Here is a 13,920-nt window from a genome sequence, read left to right as displayed (position 1 = left end):
GGAGAAGGTTCGCTCCCAGAGACCATCCGTGACCGGACCCTCAACGTGCGGATCCTATTTCGCGGCGATGTCGACGCGGGAGATCGGCTTTGCCGCCGGCTCCGGCTGGTTCGCCACCTCGTGCATCCATTCCCGCCAGATCGCGACGAGCAGTGCCATCAGTACCGGGCCGACGAAAAGGCCGAGGAAGCCCATCGTCTTGACGCCGCCGACGAGGCCGAAGAAGGTCGGCAGGAAGGGCAGCTTGATCGGGCCGCCGACGAGCCTCGGGCGAAGCGTCTTGTCGACGATGAAGAGTTCCGTCGTACCCCAGGCGAAGAGCGCCACGCCGTGGAACGGCGAACCGCTCGCCACCAGATAGATGGACACCAGGGTGAAGCAGAGAGGCGCGCCGCCCGGAATGAGCGCCATGAGGCCGGTGATGATGCCGAGCGTCACCGGCGACGGCACGCCCGCCATCCAATAGGCGACACCGAGCACGATGCCTTCGCCGATCGCGATGATGCCCATGCCGGTTACCGTCGAGCTGATGGTCAGCGGCACGACGCGCGACAGGCGCTCCCAGCGCATCGGGAAAATCTGCTCGCCGAGACGATCGAGCTGCTTAGAAAACGACTGGCCGTCACGATAGACGAAGAACAGCGTGATCAGCATGAAGAGCAGCGTCAGGAAGGACTGGAAGGCGGAGGCTCCGATCACCAGGACGCCGCGGTAGATGTTGCCGATATTGGAGCCGCTGACGAGTTGGACCAGTTCGCCAAGCGCGCCGGGATGGCCGACATATTTCACCCATTGCTGACCAAGCCAGACGCCCGCCACGGGGATGGTCGTCAGCCAGGCCGGCACCGGCGCCCCGTTGACGTTGGTCTCCACCGCCCAGACGAGCCAGTCGCGCACCTCGTCCACTGCATAGGCCGCGGCGATCGAGATCGGCACGACGATGAAGGCGACGACGGAGGTGATGGCAATGGTCGCCGCAAGCGTCCGATTGCCGTTCAGTGCCTGAAGCAGCCGACGATAGATGGGCCAGCTGGCAAAGCCGATGACGACGGCGGCAAGCACCGGCACGACGAAGCCGTGAAAGAAATAGACGCCGGCGATCAGTACCAGGACGAGCAGCCAGCGGGCTGCCGAGATCGGCAGGACGAGGGCCGAGCGTGCATGGGCAGGCTGCCCGAAGAGCCGCGGCTCCACCGGGGGATTTTCTCGCTCACGATTGCCCAATTGCACCTGTAGTCCTCCGTCTTTCAAGAACCTTACAACAATCCCGCAGGCTTGCCAGCCCGTCTGCTGCGTCTATCCGCGCTTTCGGCTTGAAGGAGCCGGCGTCTCCAAATCATCGCGACGATTAAGGATCAATTCACAATTGCCGTGATCGCCTTCACCGGTCTAGCGGACGGACATGACAGGCAGATTTAGCCGTGACCGAGGAACGCTCGCGGCAAAATTCGCCATGCGCAGTCACGCCCGGATTGTTGACGTTTACGTCAAAGTTATATAATTCCGATTAGTGCTTGAAGAGACGCTGGAAAAGCAGCATCTTCGATCGGGAGGGAAGATCGGGAGGGATTTTTCTTCGCCGTGAGCAAGGCCGTTCGTTGCCACCAGAGGGAGAGAGATCATGGCGGAAGCAAGCTTGCAGCAGGCGGGGTCCGGCGCGGGCAAGAACTGGGTCAAGTCCTATCCGCCGGGCGTGCCCGCCGACATCGGACCGCTCCCCTACCGATCGCTCGGCGAGTTTTTCGACCATGCGGTGGCGCAGCATTCCTGGCGCCCCGCCTTCACCTCAATGGGCAAGTCGTTGAGCTTCGCCGATCTCAACGTCCATTCGGGCCGGATCGGTGCCTGGCTGCAGTCGCTCGGCTTGGCGAAAGGCGATCGCGTCGCCGTCATGATGCCGAACATCCTGCAGAACCCGGTGATCGTCTACGGCATTCTCCGGGCCGGCTATACGGTCGTCAACGTCAACCCGCTCTACACGCCGCGCGAGCTCGAGCACCAGTTGGTCGATGCCGGCGCCAAGGCGATCTTCGTGCTGGAAAACTTCGCCCACACGGTCGAGCAGGTCGTCGCCCGCACCAAAGTCAAGCATGTGGTGGTCGCGACCATGGGCGACATGCTCGGGGTGAAGGGCCTCGTCGTCAATCTCGTCGTACGCCGCGTGAAGAAGCTCGTTCCGGCCTGGTCGCTGCCCGGCCACCTCTCGTTCAAAACGGTTCTAGCCAGGGGCGAGAAGCTTCAGCTTGCGAAACCCAATATCGGGCCGAGCGACGTCGCCTTCCTGCAATATACGGGCGGCACCACGGGCGTTTCGAAGGGCGCCACCCTCACCCATGCCAATCTTCTCGCCAACATGGCGCAGATGGAACTCTGGCTGAACACGGCCTTCCTGCGCAAGCCGCGCCCGGAAAACCTCACCTTCATGTGCGCCCTGCCGCTCTACCACATCTTCGCACTTACGGTGAATTCGCTGATGGGGCTTGCGACCGGCGGCAACAACATCCTGATCCCCAATCCGCGCGATATTCCCGCCTTCGTGAAGGAACTGGGCAAGTACAAGACCAACATCTTCCCCGGCCTCAACACGCTGTTCAACGCCCTGATGAACAATCCGGACTTCCAGAAGCTCGACTTCTCCTCGCTGATTCTCACATTCGGCGGCGGCATGGCGGTGCAGCGACCGGTCGCCGAGCGCTGGCTCGCGATGACGCACTGCCCGATCCATGAAGGCTACGGGCTCTCGGAAACCTCGCCGGTCGCTACCGCCAACCGGCTCGACACGGACGAGTTCACCGGCACGATCGGCATGCCGCTGCCTTCGACCGAGGTCGAAATCCGCGACGAGAACGGCAACGCGCTGCCGGCCGGCGAAATCGGCGAGATCTGCATCCGCGGCCCGCAGGTCATGGCCGGCTATTGGCAACGCCCGGACGAGACGGCGAAGACGATTTCGCCGGACGGCTTCTTCCGCACCGGCGACATCGGCTTCATGAATGCGGCAGGGCTGACGAAGATCGTCGACCGCAAGAAGGACATGATCCTCGTTTCCGGCTTCAACGTCTTCCCGAACGAGATCGAAGAGGTCGTGGCGACCCATCCCGGCATTCTGGAATGCGCTGCGGTCGGGGTTGCCGACCCGCATTCCGGCGAGGCGGTCAAGCTCTTCATCGTGCGCAAGGATCCGAACCTCACGGAAGCGGACGTCAAGCGCCACTGCGCCGAAAACCTCACCAACTACAAGCGGCCGCGGCACGTCGAATTCCGTGACGAACTGCCGAAGTCCAATGTCGGCAAGATCCTGCGCAAGGACCTGCGCGACTAGCATTGGGAGTGCCCCTCATCCGCCTGCCGCCACCTTCTCGCCGCAGGCGGGGAGAAGGGGCTCGCGGCATCGCCCACTACGAGAGTCCCCTCGCCCCACGTGCGGGTTTAGGGTGAGGGGCGGTTACAAGGGCTCGCCACTCGCTTTTTTCGCTGCAGTGCACACCTGCCCTTGATTTGCCATGTCTAAACCGACTAGCTATCGCAGCCGATTTCCGATGCAAGGAGCCCTGCGATGAAAGCGCTTGTCGAAAACCTCAAAGCCACTGCACGCGAGACCAATGCAGCCGACATCCGGGCCGCATTCGCGGCCGATCCGAAGCGCTTTTCGCGCTTCAGCACGAGGCTCGGCGATCTCCTCCTCGACTATTCGAAATGCGCCGTCAACGATCGGATTCTCGACGGTCTCGAGGCGCTGGCGAAGGCCGCAAGGGTCGAGGAAAAGCGCGACGCCATGTTCCGCGGCGACATCATCAACATCACCGAGGAACGCGCCGTCCTGCACACGGCGCTCAGGAACCGCTCGAACCGGCCGGTCCTCGTCGCCGGCAAAAACGTCATGCCCGACGTCAACGCCGTTCTGGACGCAATGGGCGCCTTCGCCGGCGACGTCCGCTCCGGCGCCTTGAAGGGCGCCACCGGCAAGAAGATCACCGACGTCGTCAATATCGGCATCGGCGGCTCCGACCTCGGCCCGGTCATGGCGACGCTGGCGCTCGCCCCCTTCCATGACGGGCCGCGGCTGCACTTCGTTTCCAATGTCGACGGCGCCCACATCGCCGATACGCTGAAGCTGCTCGACCCGGAGACCTCGCTCTTCATCGTCGCCTCGAAGACCTTCACGACGATCGAGACGATGACCAATGCGGCCACAGCGCGTGCCTTCATCGCCGGCAAGCTCGGCGAAGCGGCGGTCGGTCACCATTTCGCGGCGGTCTCCACCGCCCTCGACAAGGTCGCCGCATTCGGCATCGACGCCGCCCGCGTCTTCGGTTTCTGGGATTGGGTCGGCGGCCGCTATTCGATCTGGTCGGCGATCGGCCTGCCGCTGATGATCGCCGTCGGAAGTGAGAATTTCGGCCGCTTCCTCGATGGCGGCCATGCGATCGACGAACACTTCCGCTCCGCACCGCCGCGCGAAAACATCCCGATGCTGCTCGGCCTGATCGGCTTCTATCACCGAAATGTGCTCGGCTATCCGTCGCGGGCGATCCTGCCCTACGACCAGCGCCTCTCCCGCTTCCCGGCCTATCTGCAGCAGCTCGATATGGAATCGAACGGCAAGGCCGTGACGCTCGACAGCACCCCCGTCGAATTCGCGACCGGGCCGGTCGTCTGGGGCGAACCCGGCACCAACGGCCAGCATGCCTTCTACCAGCTCATCCACCAGGGCACCGACATCATCCCGGCCGAGTTCATGATCGCCGCCAACGGCCACGAGAAGGATCTGCGCCACCAGCACCAGCTGCTGATCGCCAACTGCCTGGCGCAATCGGAAGCGCTGATGAAGGGCCGCACGCTTGCGGAGGCCAAGGCGCAGCTCACCTCGAAAGGCATGGACGAGGCAAAGGCGGACAGGATCGCGCCGCACCGCGTCTTCACCGGCAACCGGCCGTCGCTCACCTTCGTCTACGACCAGCTCGATCCCTTCGCACTCGGCCGGCTTATCGCGCTTTACGAGCACCGCGTCTTCGTCGAGGGCGCGCTCTTCAACATCAATTCCTTCGACCAGTGGGGCGTCGAGCTCGGCAAGGAGCTGGCGACCGGGCTGCTGCCGGTCGTCGAGGGCAGGGAGAGCGCCGAGGGGCACGATTCGTCGACCGCCGGCCTCGTTGCGGCACTGCTGCAGGCGGCACGCTGACGGACAGGAAAAAGGGCGCCAACCGGCGCCCTCTTTCACGCGGATTTGCTGGCGTCAGAGCCCGATTTCATATTTCCACGGCGGGTTGGCGCCGGCGCGCGACACGGTGACGGCGGCTGCCTTGGCGCCGAGGGCGAGCGCTTGGCGGACCGCCTCATCGCTCAAGTCTGCGACCTGTTCCTTGGTCAGCAGATTGTCGAGCTTCAGCGAGGCGAGCACACCGGCATCGAAAGTATCGCCGGCGCCGACCGTATCGACCACCGCGACGCGCTCGCTCGCCACTTCAACCTTGTAGTTCTTCGTATAGCCGACAGCGCCGTCCGCGCCCCTGGTGATCACCACCAGCTTCGGCCCGCGCTGCAGCCATTCGGCCGCCAGAGTGTCGTGGCTCCCCTCCATGCCGAACCAGGCGAGGTCCTCGTCGGAGAATTTAACGATGTCGGACATCGCCGCCATGCGGTTCATGCGGGCAAGATGCGCCTCCCGGTCCTTGATGAAGCCGGGCCGGATATTGGGATCGAAGGAGATCACCCGCTTTTCATGCTCGCGCTTCATCAGCGCCTCGTAGGTCGAGCCGCAGGGTTCGGGGATCAGGCTGATCGCACCGAAATGCAACGCCTCACAGAAATCGCCGAAGGCCGGCAGATGGTCGGTGGTGATCATCCGCCCGGCGGTGTTCTCGTCGAAGAAGGCGTAGCTCGCGTGGCCGTTGACGAGTTTCACGAAGGCAAGCGTCGTGTGCAGCGGCAGGGTCGCGCAGGGGCCGAAATCGACATTCGCCGCTTTCAGGGTCTCCCGCAGGATGTCGCCGAACATATCGTCGGAGAGCCCGGTGAAAAAGCCGGTCGGAATGCCGAGCCTGCCAAGCGCGATCGCCGTGTTGAAGATGGCGCCCCCGGCATAGGGGGCAAAGGCGCTTTCACCGGCCGGCGTCTCGCGCGGCAGCATGTCGATCAGGGCCTCTCCGCAGCAAACGATCATCAACGTCCTCCCTTGAAAACTATTCCATAGACCAGCGTCGAATCACTGGGCAGCGAGTTCGCCGACACCGCCGTTGCGGGCCGACCAGGCGAGCGGCGCATTGAGGAAAGATTCCACCTCGTTCAGCGTCTTCTCGTCGAACAGCGCCTGCTCTCGGGCAACGGCGAGCACATTGCGCCAGGTGGCAATGTAGTGCAGGTCGACACCCTTCGCCTTCATGTTGGCCCGGGCTTCCGGGAAAATATCGTAGTAGAAGAGCGCAATGCCGTGCGCGACGATGCCGCCGGCGGCGCGGATCGCGTCGATGAACTTGAACATGGAGCCGCCGGCGGTGGTCAGATCCTCGATCACCAGCACGCGCGCGCCTTCCGGCATGTGGCCCTCGATCTGGGCATTGCGGCCGTGCCCTTTCGGGGCCTTACGCACGTAGATCATCGGCAGGCCGAGGCGCTCGGCGAGCATGGCCGCAAAGGGGATGCCGGCCGTCTCGCCGCCAGCGACCACATCGAACTGCTCGAAGCCGGCCTCGCGGAGGATCGTCGCTGCAGCGAAATCCATGACGGCCGAGCGGATGCGCGGATAGGAAATCAGCTTGCGGCAGTCGATGTAGACCGGGCTCGCCATTCCGGAGGAGAGCTTGTAGGGCTCGTCGGCCCGGAAATGCACCGCCTTTATTTCCCAAAGCATCTTGGCGACCAGCTCGGCCATCACCGTCTTGTCGGTGAACGTATTCGAAAACATGACCTCTCCTTCAGAAGCGTGACCCGAAGCGGCTTTCAGACACGCGGCAAGACATATCTCAATCAGACGACCGCCCAGTGGAGCGGGAACATCGGGTCGAAAACCGTGATCGGCCCGGCTTCGGTCTCGACCTTGGCGGGATAGCGGACCGCCTCTTCTGCCTTGCGCAGCGTGATCGTTTCCTCGTTCACTGGCAGGCCATACCAGGCGGGGCCGTTCAGCGAAGTGAAGGCCTCGAGCCGGTCAAGCGCCCCCTCCTCCTCGAAGACATGGGCAAGGCAGCTCAGCGTATTGACCGACGTGTAGATGCCGGCGCAGCCGCAGGCGCATTCCTTGAGGGGATCGACATGTGGGGCGGAGTCGGTGCCGAGGAAGAAGCGCACATCCCCCGACACGGCAGCGGCGCGCAAGGCCAGGCGGTGCGTCTCCCGCTTGGCGACCGGCAGGCAGTAATAATGCGGCTTGATGCCGCCGACGAGGATGGCGTTGCGGTTGATGATCAGGTGATGCGTGGTGATCGAGCCGGCAAGGTTGGCCGCATGCTCCTTGATGTAATCGATGCCGTCCTTCGTCGTCACATGCTCCATGGTGATGCGGAGATCCGGCAGCCGCCGGCGAAGCGGGTCGAGGACCGTTTCGATGAAGACGGCCTCGCGGTCGAAGATGTCGACCTCCGGTGTCGTCACCTCGCCGTGGACGCAGAGCGGCATGCCGATCTCGGCCATGCGCTCGAGAACAGGCATCGCCTTGGTGATGTCGCGGACGCCGCTGTGCGAATTGGTGGTCGCGCCGGCCGGATAGAGCTTCACTGCCTTGACCAGACCGGTCCTGAATCCGGCCTCGACGTCGGCGGGGTCGGTTCCTTCGGTGAGATAGAGAGTCATCAACGGTTCGAACCGGTCACCGGCCGGAATGGCGGCGAGGATGCGTTCGCGATAGGCCGCGGCGTCGGCAGAGGTCACCACCGGCGGCACCAGATTGGGCATGATGACGGCGCGGGCGAAATGCCGGCTCGTGTCGCCGATGACACCGCGCAGCACGCCGCCATCGCGCAGGTGGAGATGCCAGTCGTCCGGGCGGCGGATAACGAGCTCTTGCATTTCAGCTTTCTCCCGATGCTCGCGCCCGATCGGCGCGGGCGGCGTCAAAGCCGGCCAGTGCGCTTGAAGGCGTGGTAACTCATGTGGTGAAACCGCGCCTCGATACCATCATTGCGCCGCCGAAGACAATGGCTCGAAGTATATTTCAGAAATCCCCGATCACCACATCGCTGGCGCGGCGGCTGCCGACGACGCGGCGAGCGTTCGGGATATCGTTGCCGAACGCCTTTGTCCGGGCGGTCTCCTCATCGTAGCCGTGATCGTGCCAACGTTGCAGCAATCGCTGTTCGAGTACGTCGATCCCCGGATCGATGAAGATCGAGTAGTCGAAGGCCCCGTCGAGCCTGCTCCACGGCAGTTCGTCGAGCAGCAGGTAGTTGCCCTCGACCAGCACGATCCGCGTCTCCGGGGCAATTGCCCGGGCCGAGGCAACCGCCAGTTCCCGGGTGCGGTCGAACACCGGAACGAGCACCTCGCCGTCATTGTCGCGCACCGCGGCGAGCGTCGAAAGGAAGGCCCGCACGTCGAAGGTTTCGGGCGCGCCCTTGCGCGCCAGCAGGCCCTTGTCGGCGAGGACCGCATTGTCCATGTGGAAGCCGTCCATCGGCAGCACCGCCACGCGCTCCCCCGCTTCGGCGATGGCCTCGGCGAGACCGTCGGCAAGCGTCGACTTACCGGCCCCCGGCGGGCCGGCGATGGCGACGATGAAACGGCCGGCGCCCGCCGCCCGTTTCAGGATTTCGTCCGTCAAGGACTGCACATTCATGCGGCGACTGCCTCGCCGGGCGGCGCCTTGGCGCCGGTCATGAAGGCGACCGCGTCGGACATGGTGTATTCCTTCGGATTGATCACACAGAGCCGGCGGCCGAGGCGGTGGATATGGATCCGGTCCGCAACCTCGAAGACGTGCGGCATGTTGTGCGAGATCAGCACGATCGGCAGGCCGCGGCGGCGAACGTCGAGGATCAGTTCCAGGACGCGCCGGCTCTCCTTGACGCCGAGCGCCGCGGTCGGCTCGTCCATGATGACGACCTTGGAGCCGAAGGCGGCGGCGCGCGCCACCGCCACACCCTGGCGCTGGCCGCCGGACAGCGTTTCCACCGCCTGGTTGATGTTCTGGATCGTCATCAAACCCAATTCGGAGAGCTTGGCCCTTGCCATCTTTTCCATGGCCGAGCGGTCGAGAGTGCGAAACAGCTTGCCGAACAGGCCCTGCTTCCGGATCTCCCGGCCGAGGAACATGTTATCGGCGATCGACAAGGCGGGCGAAAGAGCGAGGTTCTGGTAGACCGTCTCGATGCCGGCGGCGCGGGCGTCCATGGGCGAGCGGAAGTGCACCGGCTGGCCCTCGAGGCGGATCTCGCCCTCGTCGGGGGTGACGGCACCGGAGATCGCCTTGATCATCGAAGACTTGCCGGCGCCGTTGTCACCGATCACTGCGAGGATTTCGCCGGGATAGAGGTCGAAATCGGCGTGGTCGAGGGCGGTGACGCGGCCATAGCGCTTGACGAGACCGCGGGCGGTGAGAATGGGTTCCTGTGCCATTACGCTGCTACCTTTCTGATCCACTGGTCGATCGCGACGGCGGAGATGATCAAGACGCCGGTCAGGAAGACCTTCCACTGGGGGTCGGCCCCAAGCATGTTGAGGCCCATCGACACGACGCCGACGATCATCGCGCCGATCAGCGTACCTAGGATCGAGCCACGGCCGCCGAAGAGCGAAATGCCGCCGATCACGGCCGCGGTAATGGCCTGCAGGTTGTAGTCGGTCACCGCCGCCGACGGGGAGATCGAACCGTTGCGGCCGATCGAGACCCAGGCGGCGAGAGCGGCGATCAGGCCGGCGATCGTGTAAGCGCTCAGAAGCACCTTGCCGACACGGATACCGGAGAGCTTGGCGGCCTCAGGATCGTCGCCGACCGCATAGAGATGGCGTCCCCAGGCGGTGTGGTTCAGCGCGTACCAGAGACCGAAGACCAGAAGCACCATGCTGATCACGCCAAGGGTCAGGACGGCAGTGCCTATCTTGAAGCTTACACCGAAGACATGCAGCCACTGCGTCACCGCCGTCACGTCCGCCTCGCGGATCGTGGCGTTCTCAGAATAGATGAAGTTCGTCGACATGATCACGTACCACGTGCCGAGCGTGACGATGAAGGGAGGCAGCTTCAGCCGGGAAACCAGAAGGCCGTTCAGAAAGCCGCAGGCGCCGCCCACCAGGAAGCCGGCCGCCACGGCAAGCGGCGCCGGCAGGCCGTAGGTCACGGCGCAATTGCCCATGACGACGGCCGAGATGACCATGACGACGCCGATCGAAAGATCGATGCCGGCCGTCAGGATCACCAGCGTCTGCGCCGCGCCCAACATGCCGACGATGGCAATCTGCTGGAGGATCAGCGTCAGCGTGTAGGACGAGAAGAACCTGCCGCCGATCGCCAGCCCGAAAACGAGGATCGATGCGACAAGCACGACGAACGGCACCGCGGCCGGCGTCGAATGCAGGAAATGCTGGATTCTTTGGAGCGGCGTCTTGTCGTGCGTGTCGAAGGACGCCACATCCGTCGAACTGTTGACCAGGACCTTTTCGAATTCCTGGGATGGCTGTGCGGCTGTGTTTGGCTCGGCCATGGAGACTCCTCCCATAACCCCCACTCTCAAGGGGGCGCATTATTGCCGGATGCGCGGCCCGCCGGTCGTCGCGGCAGGGTTCAGAACCTTTTTCGGTCACGGCAGGTCCGGGCTATCCATCCAGATCAACCGTGGCGGTTCCGAGAAGCCAGAGCGGTACGCGCGCGAAAGCGCCTCGCGACTTTCGTCTATCCCGCTCTCAAATTTGCGCAGGTTTTGCGCCTTGTCAAAGAGATCGGCGCTTAAGCGAAGGGCGGCCGGGGCCGCCCTTCCCTGTCGGTTGCTTCTGGACCAAGCGGGCGATCAGCCCCAGCACTTCTCCGTGCCGACCTTGGTGTCGATCGATTCGACGCCGGCGGCCGGCTTGTCGGTGACGAGCGCTACGCCCGTATCGAAGAAGTCCTTGCCTTCGGTCGGCTTCGGCTTCTCGCCGGTCTCGGCGAATTTCTTGATCGCCTCGATGCCGAGCGCCGCCATCATCAGCGGATATTGCTGCGAGGTGGCGCCGATGACGCCTTCGGCAACAGACTTGACGCCCGGGCAACCGCCGTCGACCGATACGATCAGCACGTCCTTCTCCTTGCCGACGGCCTTCAGCGCCTGGTAGGCGCCGACAGCGGCCGGCTCGTTGATGGTGTGGATGACGTTGATGTCCGGATCCTTCTGCAGAAGGTTTTCCATCGCCGTGCGGCCACCTTCCTCGTTGCCGTTCGTCACGTCATGGCCGACGATACGCGGATCGTCCTCGTCTCCGATCTTGTTCGGATCCTTGGGATCGATGCCGAAGCCGATCATGAAGCCCTGGTCGCGCAAGACGTCGACCGTCGGCTGCGACGGGGTGAGGTCGAGAAAGCCGATTTTTGCGGTCTTCGCGCCCTCGCCCATGGTTGCGGCCGCCCACTGGCCGATCAGCTTGCCCGCCAGCAGGTTGTCGGTGGCGAATGTCGCGTCTGCGGCCGTCGCCGGATCGAGAGGCGTGTCGAGCGCGATCACCAGAACGCCTGCGTCCTGCGCCTTCTTGACCTGGTCGACGATTGCCTTGGTGTCGGAGGCGGCGATGAGAATGCCCTTCGCGCCATCGGCGATGCAGGATTCGATAGCGGCAACCTGGCTGTCGTGATCACCGTCGACCTTGCCGGCATAGGACTTCAGCGTGACGCCGAGTTCCTGGGCCTTGGCGGTCGCACCTTCCTTCATCTTCACGAAAAAGGGGTTGGTATCGGTCTTGGTGATGAGGCAGGCAGAGACGTCCGCCGCCTGCGACGGCGACGCGAAGGCAACGCCGAGAGCGAGCGCGCCGAGTGCGGTGGAAAGAACAGTTTTCTTCATCAAACCCTCCCAAGGTTCAAATAGTGCCGGTACCGGCCTTCAGGCTTCGCCGCCGCAGCATTCTCCTCCTGCGGGCGGCGCTTCCGAGCGTCAATCAAACACCAATTTCTCGGGGTGTCAATAAATAAATCAAATTGAATTATTATCTGGATGTGGCATTCTCCGTGCAGCAGGCGGTCCTGTGGGGCGGGGCGGCGGCCAGGTGAGCGTACGGAATGACGAGACATTCTGCGCGAAAAGTGCCAACGGGAGGAGACGGTGGCATGTCATTGATAGGGGACCCCCACCGGGGATCCGGACAGCCGGATGTGATCGACCCGAGCGGCGGGGCGAACCAGACGCGCGTGCGCGCCTATAACGAGCGGCTGGTGATGTCGCTGGTGCGTCGCCACGGCAGCCTGTCCAAGGCGGAGATCGCTCGCCGGTCCGGACTTTCCGCCCAAACCGTTTCCGTCATCATGCGGTCGCTCGAAGCCGACGGGATGCTCATCCGCGGCGAACCCGTGCGTGGCCGCGTCGGTCAGCCCTCGATCCCGATGCGCCTCAACCCGGATGCGGTCTATTCCTTCGGGGTCAAGATCGGCCGCCGCAGCGCCGACCTGGTGCTGATGGATTTTCTCGGCACCATCCGCCTGCATCTACACCAAATCCACACTTATCCGCTGCCCGACGACCTCGTCACCTTCATCGTCGAGGGCATCGAGAAGCTCGAAAGGCAGCTCAGCCCCGCAGATCGCAAGCGCATCGCCGGCGTCGGCATTGCGACGCCGTTCGAACTGTGGAACTGGGCCGAGGAAGTGGGCGCGCCCCACCACGAGATGGACCGGTGGCGCAATTTCGACCTGCAGGCTGCGGTCGCCGCGCGCACGCCGCACCCCGTCTTCCTCCAGAACGACGGCACCAGCGCCTGCGGGGCGGAACTCGCCTTCGGCGTCGGCGCCAACTATCCGGACTTCGTCTATTTTTACATCGGCTCGTTCATCGGCGGCGGCGTCGTCATCAATTCCGCGCTGTTCTCAGGCCGCACCGGCACGGCCGGCGCCGTCGGTCCGCTGCCTGTCTCGGCCAAGGACGGCAAGACGACGCAATTGCTGAAGATCGCCTCGGTCTTCGTACTGGAAAAACTGTTGCGCGAGCGCGGCATGGATCCGAAGCCGCTCTGGTATTCGGCCGACGACTGGATCGATTTCGGCGAGCCGCTCGAAATCTGGATCCAAGATTCGGCGGCAGCCCTTGCCCAGGCCATAGTCTCGGCCGTTTCCATAGTCGATTTTTCCGCCGCAGTGATCGACGGCGGCTTCCCGCCCTGGGTGCGGGCGCGCCTGCTGGCCGCGACCCGCAAGGCGCTGCAGGCGCTCGACCTTCAGGGCGTCACGGTTCCGGACCTCGTCGAGGGTGCGGTCGGGAGCCACGCCCGGGCGATCGGCGGTGCGAGCCTGCCGCTCTTCTCCCGCTATCTGCTCGACACCAATGTCCTCTTCAAGGAGCTTACCTAGATGCTAAAGGGAATCGACCCCATCCTGAGCCCGGAACTGCTTGCCGCGCTCAGGGCGATGGGGCATGGCGACGAGATCGCGCTCGTCGACGGGAACTATCCGGGCCAGGAGCATGCCCGCCGGCTGGTGCGGCTCGACGGCCATCATCTGATCCCGATCCTCGATGCCATCCTCAGCGTGCTGCCGATCGACGACTTCGTGCCGGAGGCGATCTTTCGCGCGACGGTCAAGCAGGACAGGGATGCGCTCGATCCGGTGCACCGGGACATCATCGAATGCTGCCGCAGGCACGAGCCGTCGCAGCCAGTCGTTCCGCTTCTCGGCCCGGAATTCTATCCGCGAGTCAAAGCCGCCCACACGGTCGTGCAGACCAGCGAACCGCGCCTCTACGGCAATGTCATTCTGCGCAAGGGCGTGATCTATCCCGCGTGATAATGCAAAGAACCCGCCGACGCAGCCGG

Annotated in this window: 12 protein-coding genes; 4 read left to right on the top strand and 8 right to left on the bottom strand. The window is 64.0% G+C overall.

Annotated elements, in window-relative coordinates:
- Positions 1–54: 54 nt before the first annotated feature.
- On the bottom strand, positions 55–1,230 hold the full coding sequence (locus CO656_RS09805) for an AI-2E family transporter (RefSeq protein ID WP_097525590.1): 1,176 nt from the start codon (positions 1,228–1,230) through the stop codon (positions 55–57).
- A 391-nt stretch (positions 1,231–1,621) separates the two neighbouring features.
- On the opposite strand from CO656_RS09805, the gene CO656_RS09800 reads away from it, so the two are divergent.
- Positions 1,622–3,322: a long-chain fatty acid--CoA ligase gene (locus CO656_RS09800; RefSeq protein ID WP_097525589.1), complete on the top strand. Its 1,701-nt coding sequence runs from the start codon at positions 1,622–1,624 to the stop codon at positions 3,320–3,322.
- 234 nt (positions 3,323–3,556) lie between these two features.
- The gene (pgi, locus tag CO656_RS09795) at positions 3,557–5,182 is read left to right on the top strand and encodes a glucose-6-phosphate isomerase (RefSeq protein WP_097525588.1); all 1,626 of its coding nucleotides are present in this window, start codon (positions 3,557–3,559) and stop codon (positions 5,180–5,182) included.
- A gap of 54 nt (positions 5,183–5,236) precedes the next feature.
- On the opposite strand, the gene CO656_RS09790 is transcribed toward pgi, so the two are convergent.
- The 7 genes from CO656_RS09790 to CO656_RS09760 all read right to left on the bottom strand — a co-directional run bounded on the left by CO656_RS09790 (position 5,237) and on the right by CO656_RS09760 (position 11,963).
- A complete protein-coding gene (locus CO656_RS09790) occupies positions 5,237–6,163 on the bottom strand; it encodes a carbohydrate kinase (protein ID WP_097525587.1) in 927 nt (308 codons plus the stop codon).
- Positions 6,164–6,205: 42 nt separating this feature from the next.
- The gene (locus tag CO656_RS09785) at positions 6,206–6,904 is read right to left on the bottom strand and encodes an orotate phosphoribosyltransferase (protein ID WP_097525586.1); all 699 of its coding nucleotides are present in this window, start codon (positions 6,902–6,904) and stop codon (positions 6,206–6,208) included.
- Between the two features lie 62 nt (positions 6,905–6,966).
- Positions 6,967–8,004 carry a dihydroorotase gene (gene pyrC, locus CO656_RS09780; protein WP_097525585.1) on the bottom strand — a complete coding sequence of 346 codons (1,038 nt, stop codon included), beginning with the start codon at positions 8,002–8,004 and terminating at the stop codon, positions 6,967–6,969.
- 145 nt (positions 8,005–8,149) lie between these two features.
- Complete coding sequence (locus CO656_RS09775) at positions 8,150–8,770, bottom strand: nucleoside triphosphate hydrolase (RefSeq protein ID WP_097525584.1); 621 nt, start codon at positions 8,768–8,770, stop codon at positions 8,150–8,152.
- Positions 8,767–9,549 carry an ATP-binding cassette domain-containing protein gene (locus CO656_RS09770; RefSeq protein ID WP_037420579.1) on the bottom strand — a complete coding sequence of 261 codons (783 nt, stop codon included), beginning with the start codon at positions 9,547–9,549 and terminating at the stop codon, positions 8,767–8,769. The genes CO656_RS09775 and CO656_RS09770 overlap by 4 nt, the downstream gene beginning before the upstream one ends.
- A complete protein-coding gene (locus CO656_RS09765) occupies positions 9,549–10,634 on the bottom strand; it encodes an ABC transporter permease (RefSeq protein ID WP_037420580.1) in 1,086 nt (361 codons plus the stop codon). Before CO656_RS09765 ends, CO656_RS09770 begins: the two co-directional genes overlap by 1 nt.
- Positions 10,635–10,937: 303 nt before the next feature.
- Complete coding sequence (locus CO656_RS09760) at positions 10,938–11,963, bottom strand: sugar ABC transporter substrate-binding protein (RefSeq protein ID WP_037420581.1); 1,026 nt, start codon at positions 11,961–11,963, stop codon at positions 10,938–10,940.
- Positions 11,964–12,226: 263 nt separating this feature from the next.
- Between CO656_RS09760 and CO656_RS09755 the strand changes: the two genes are divergently transcribed.
- Both CO656_RS09755 and CO656_RS09750 read left to right on the top strand, forming a co-directional pair.
- Positions 12,227–13,459 (top strand): ROK family transcriptional regulator, encoded by a 1,233-nt coding sequence (locus tag CO656_RS09755; RefSeq protein ID WP_097525583.1) that lies wholly within the window; start codon positions 12,227–12,229, stop codon positions 13,457–13,459.
- A complete protein-coding gene (locus CO656_RS09750; RefSeq protein WP_037420585.1) occupies positions 13,460–13,891 on the top strand; it encodes an RbsD/FucU family protein in 432 nt (143 codons plus the stop codon).
- The last annotated feature ends 29 nt before the right edge of the window (positions 13,892–13,920 follow it).

It is taken from the genome of Sinorhizobium sp. FG01 (assembly GCF_002531875.1).
Classification (GTDB): domain Bacteria; phylum Pseudomonadota; class Alphaproteobacteria; order Rhizobiales; family Rhizobiaceae; genus Sinorhizobium; species Sinorhizobium fredii_C.
The sequence above is the reverse complement of the archived record's forward strand: the minus strand, read 5'-3'. Positions and strand labels throughout refer to the sequence as shown.

Bases quoted from the DNA above. Each gene is read 5' to 3' on its own strand.
- CO656_RS09785 (WP_097525586.1), bottom strand. From the start codon at position 6,904: ATGTTTTCGAATACGTTCACCGACAAGACGGTGATGGCCGAGCTGGTC.
- pgi (WP_097525588.1), top strand. From the start codon at position 3,557: ATGAAAGCGCTTGTCGAAAACCTCAAAGCCACTGCACGCGAGACCAAT.
- CO656_RS09770 (WP_037420579.1), bottom strand. From the start codon at position 9,549: ATGGCACAGGAACCCATTCTCACCGCCCGCGGTCTCGTCAAGCGCTAT.
- CO656_RS09760 (WP_037420581.1), bottom strand. From the start codon at position 11,963: ATGAAGAAAACTGTTCTTTCCACCGCACTCGGCGCGCTCGCTCTCGGC.
- pyrC (WP_097525585.1), bottom strand. From the start codon at position 8,004: ATGCAAGAGCTCGTTATCCGCCGCCCGGACGACTGGCATCTCCACCTG.
- CO656_RS09775 (WP_097525584.1), bottom strand. From the start codon at position 8,770: ATGAATGTGCAGTCCTTGACGGACGAAATCCTGAAACGGGCGGCGGGC.
- CO656_RS09765 (WP_037420580.1), bottom strand. From the start codon at position 10,634: ATGGCCGAGCCAAACACAGCCGCACAGCCATCCCAGGAATTCGAAAAG.
- CO656_RS09755 (WP_097525583.1), top strand. From the start codon at position 12,227: ATGTCATTGATAGGGGACCCCCACCGGGGATCCGGACAGCCGGATGTG.
- CO656_RS09750 (WP_037420585.1), top strand. From the start codon at position 13,460: ATGCTAAAGGGAATCGACCCCATCCTGAGCCCGGAACTGCTTGCCGCG.
- CO656_RS09790 (WP_097525587.1), bottom strand. From the start codon at position 6,163: ATGATCGTTTGCTGCGGAGAGGCCCTGATCGACATGCTGCCGCGCGAG.
- CO656_RS09800 (WP_097525589.1), top strand. From the start codon at position 1,622: ATGGCGGAAGCAAGCTTGCAGCAGGCGGGGTCCGGCGCGGGCAAGAAC.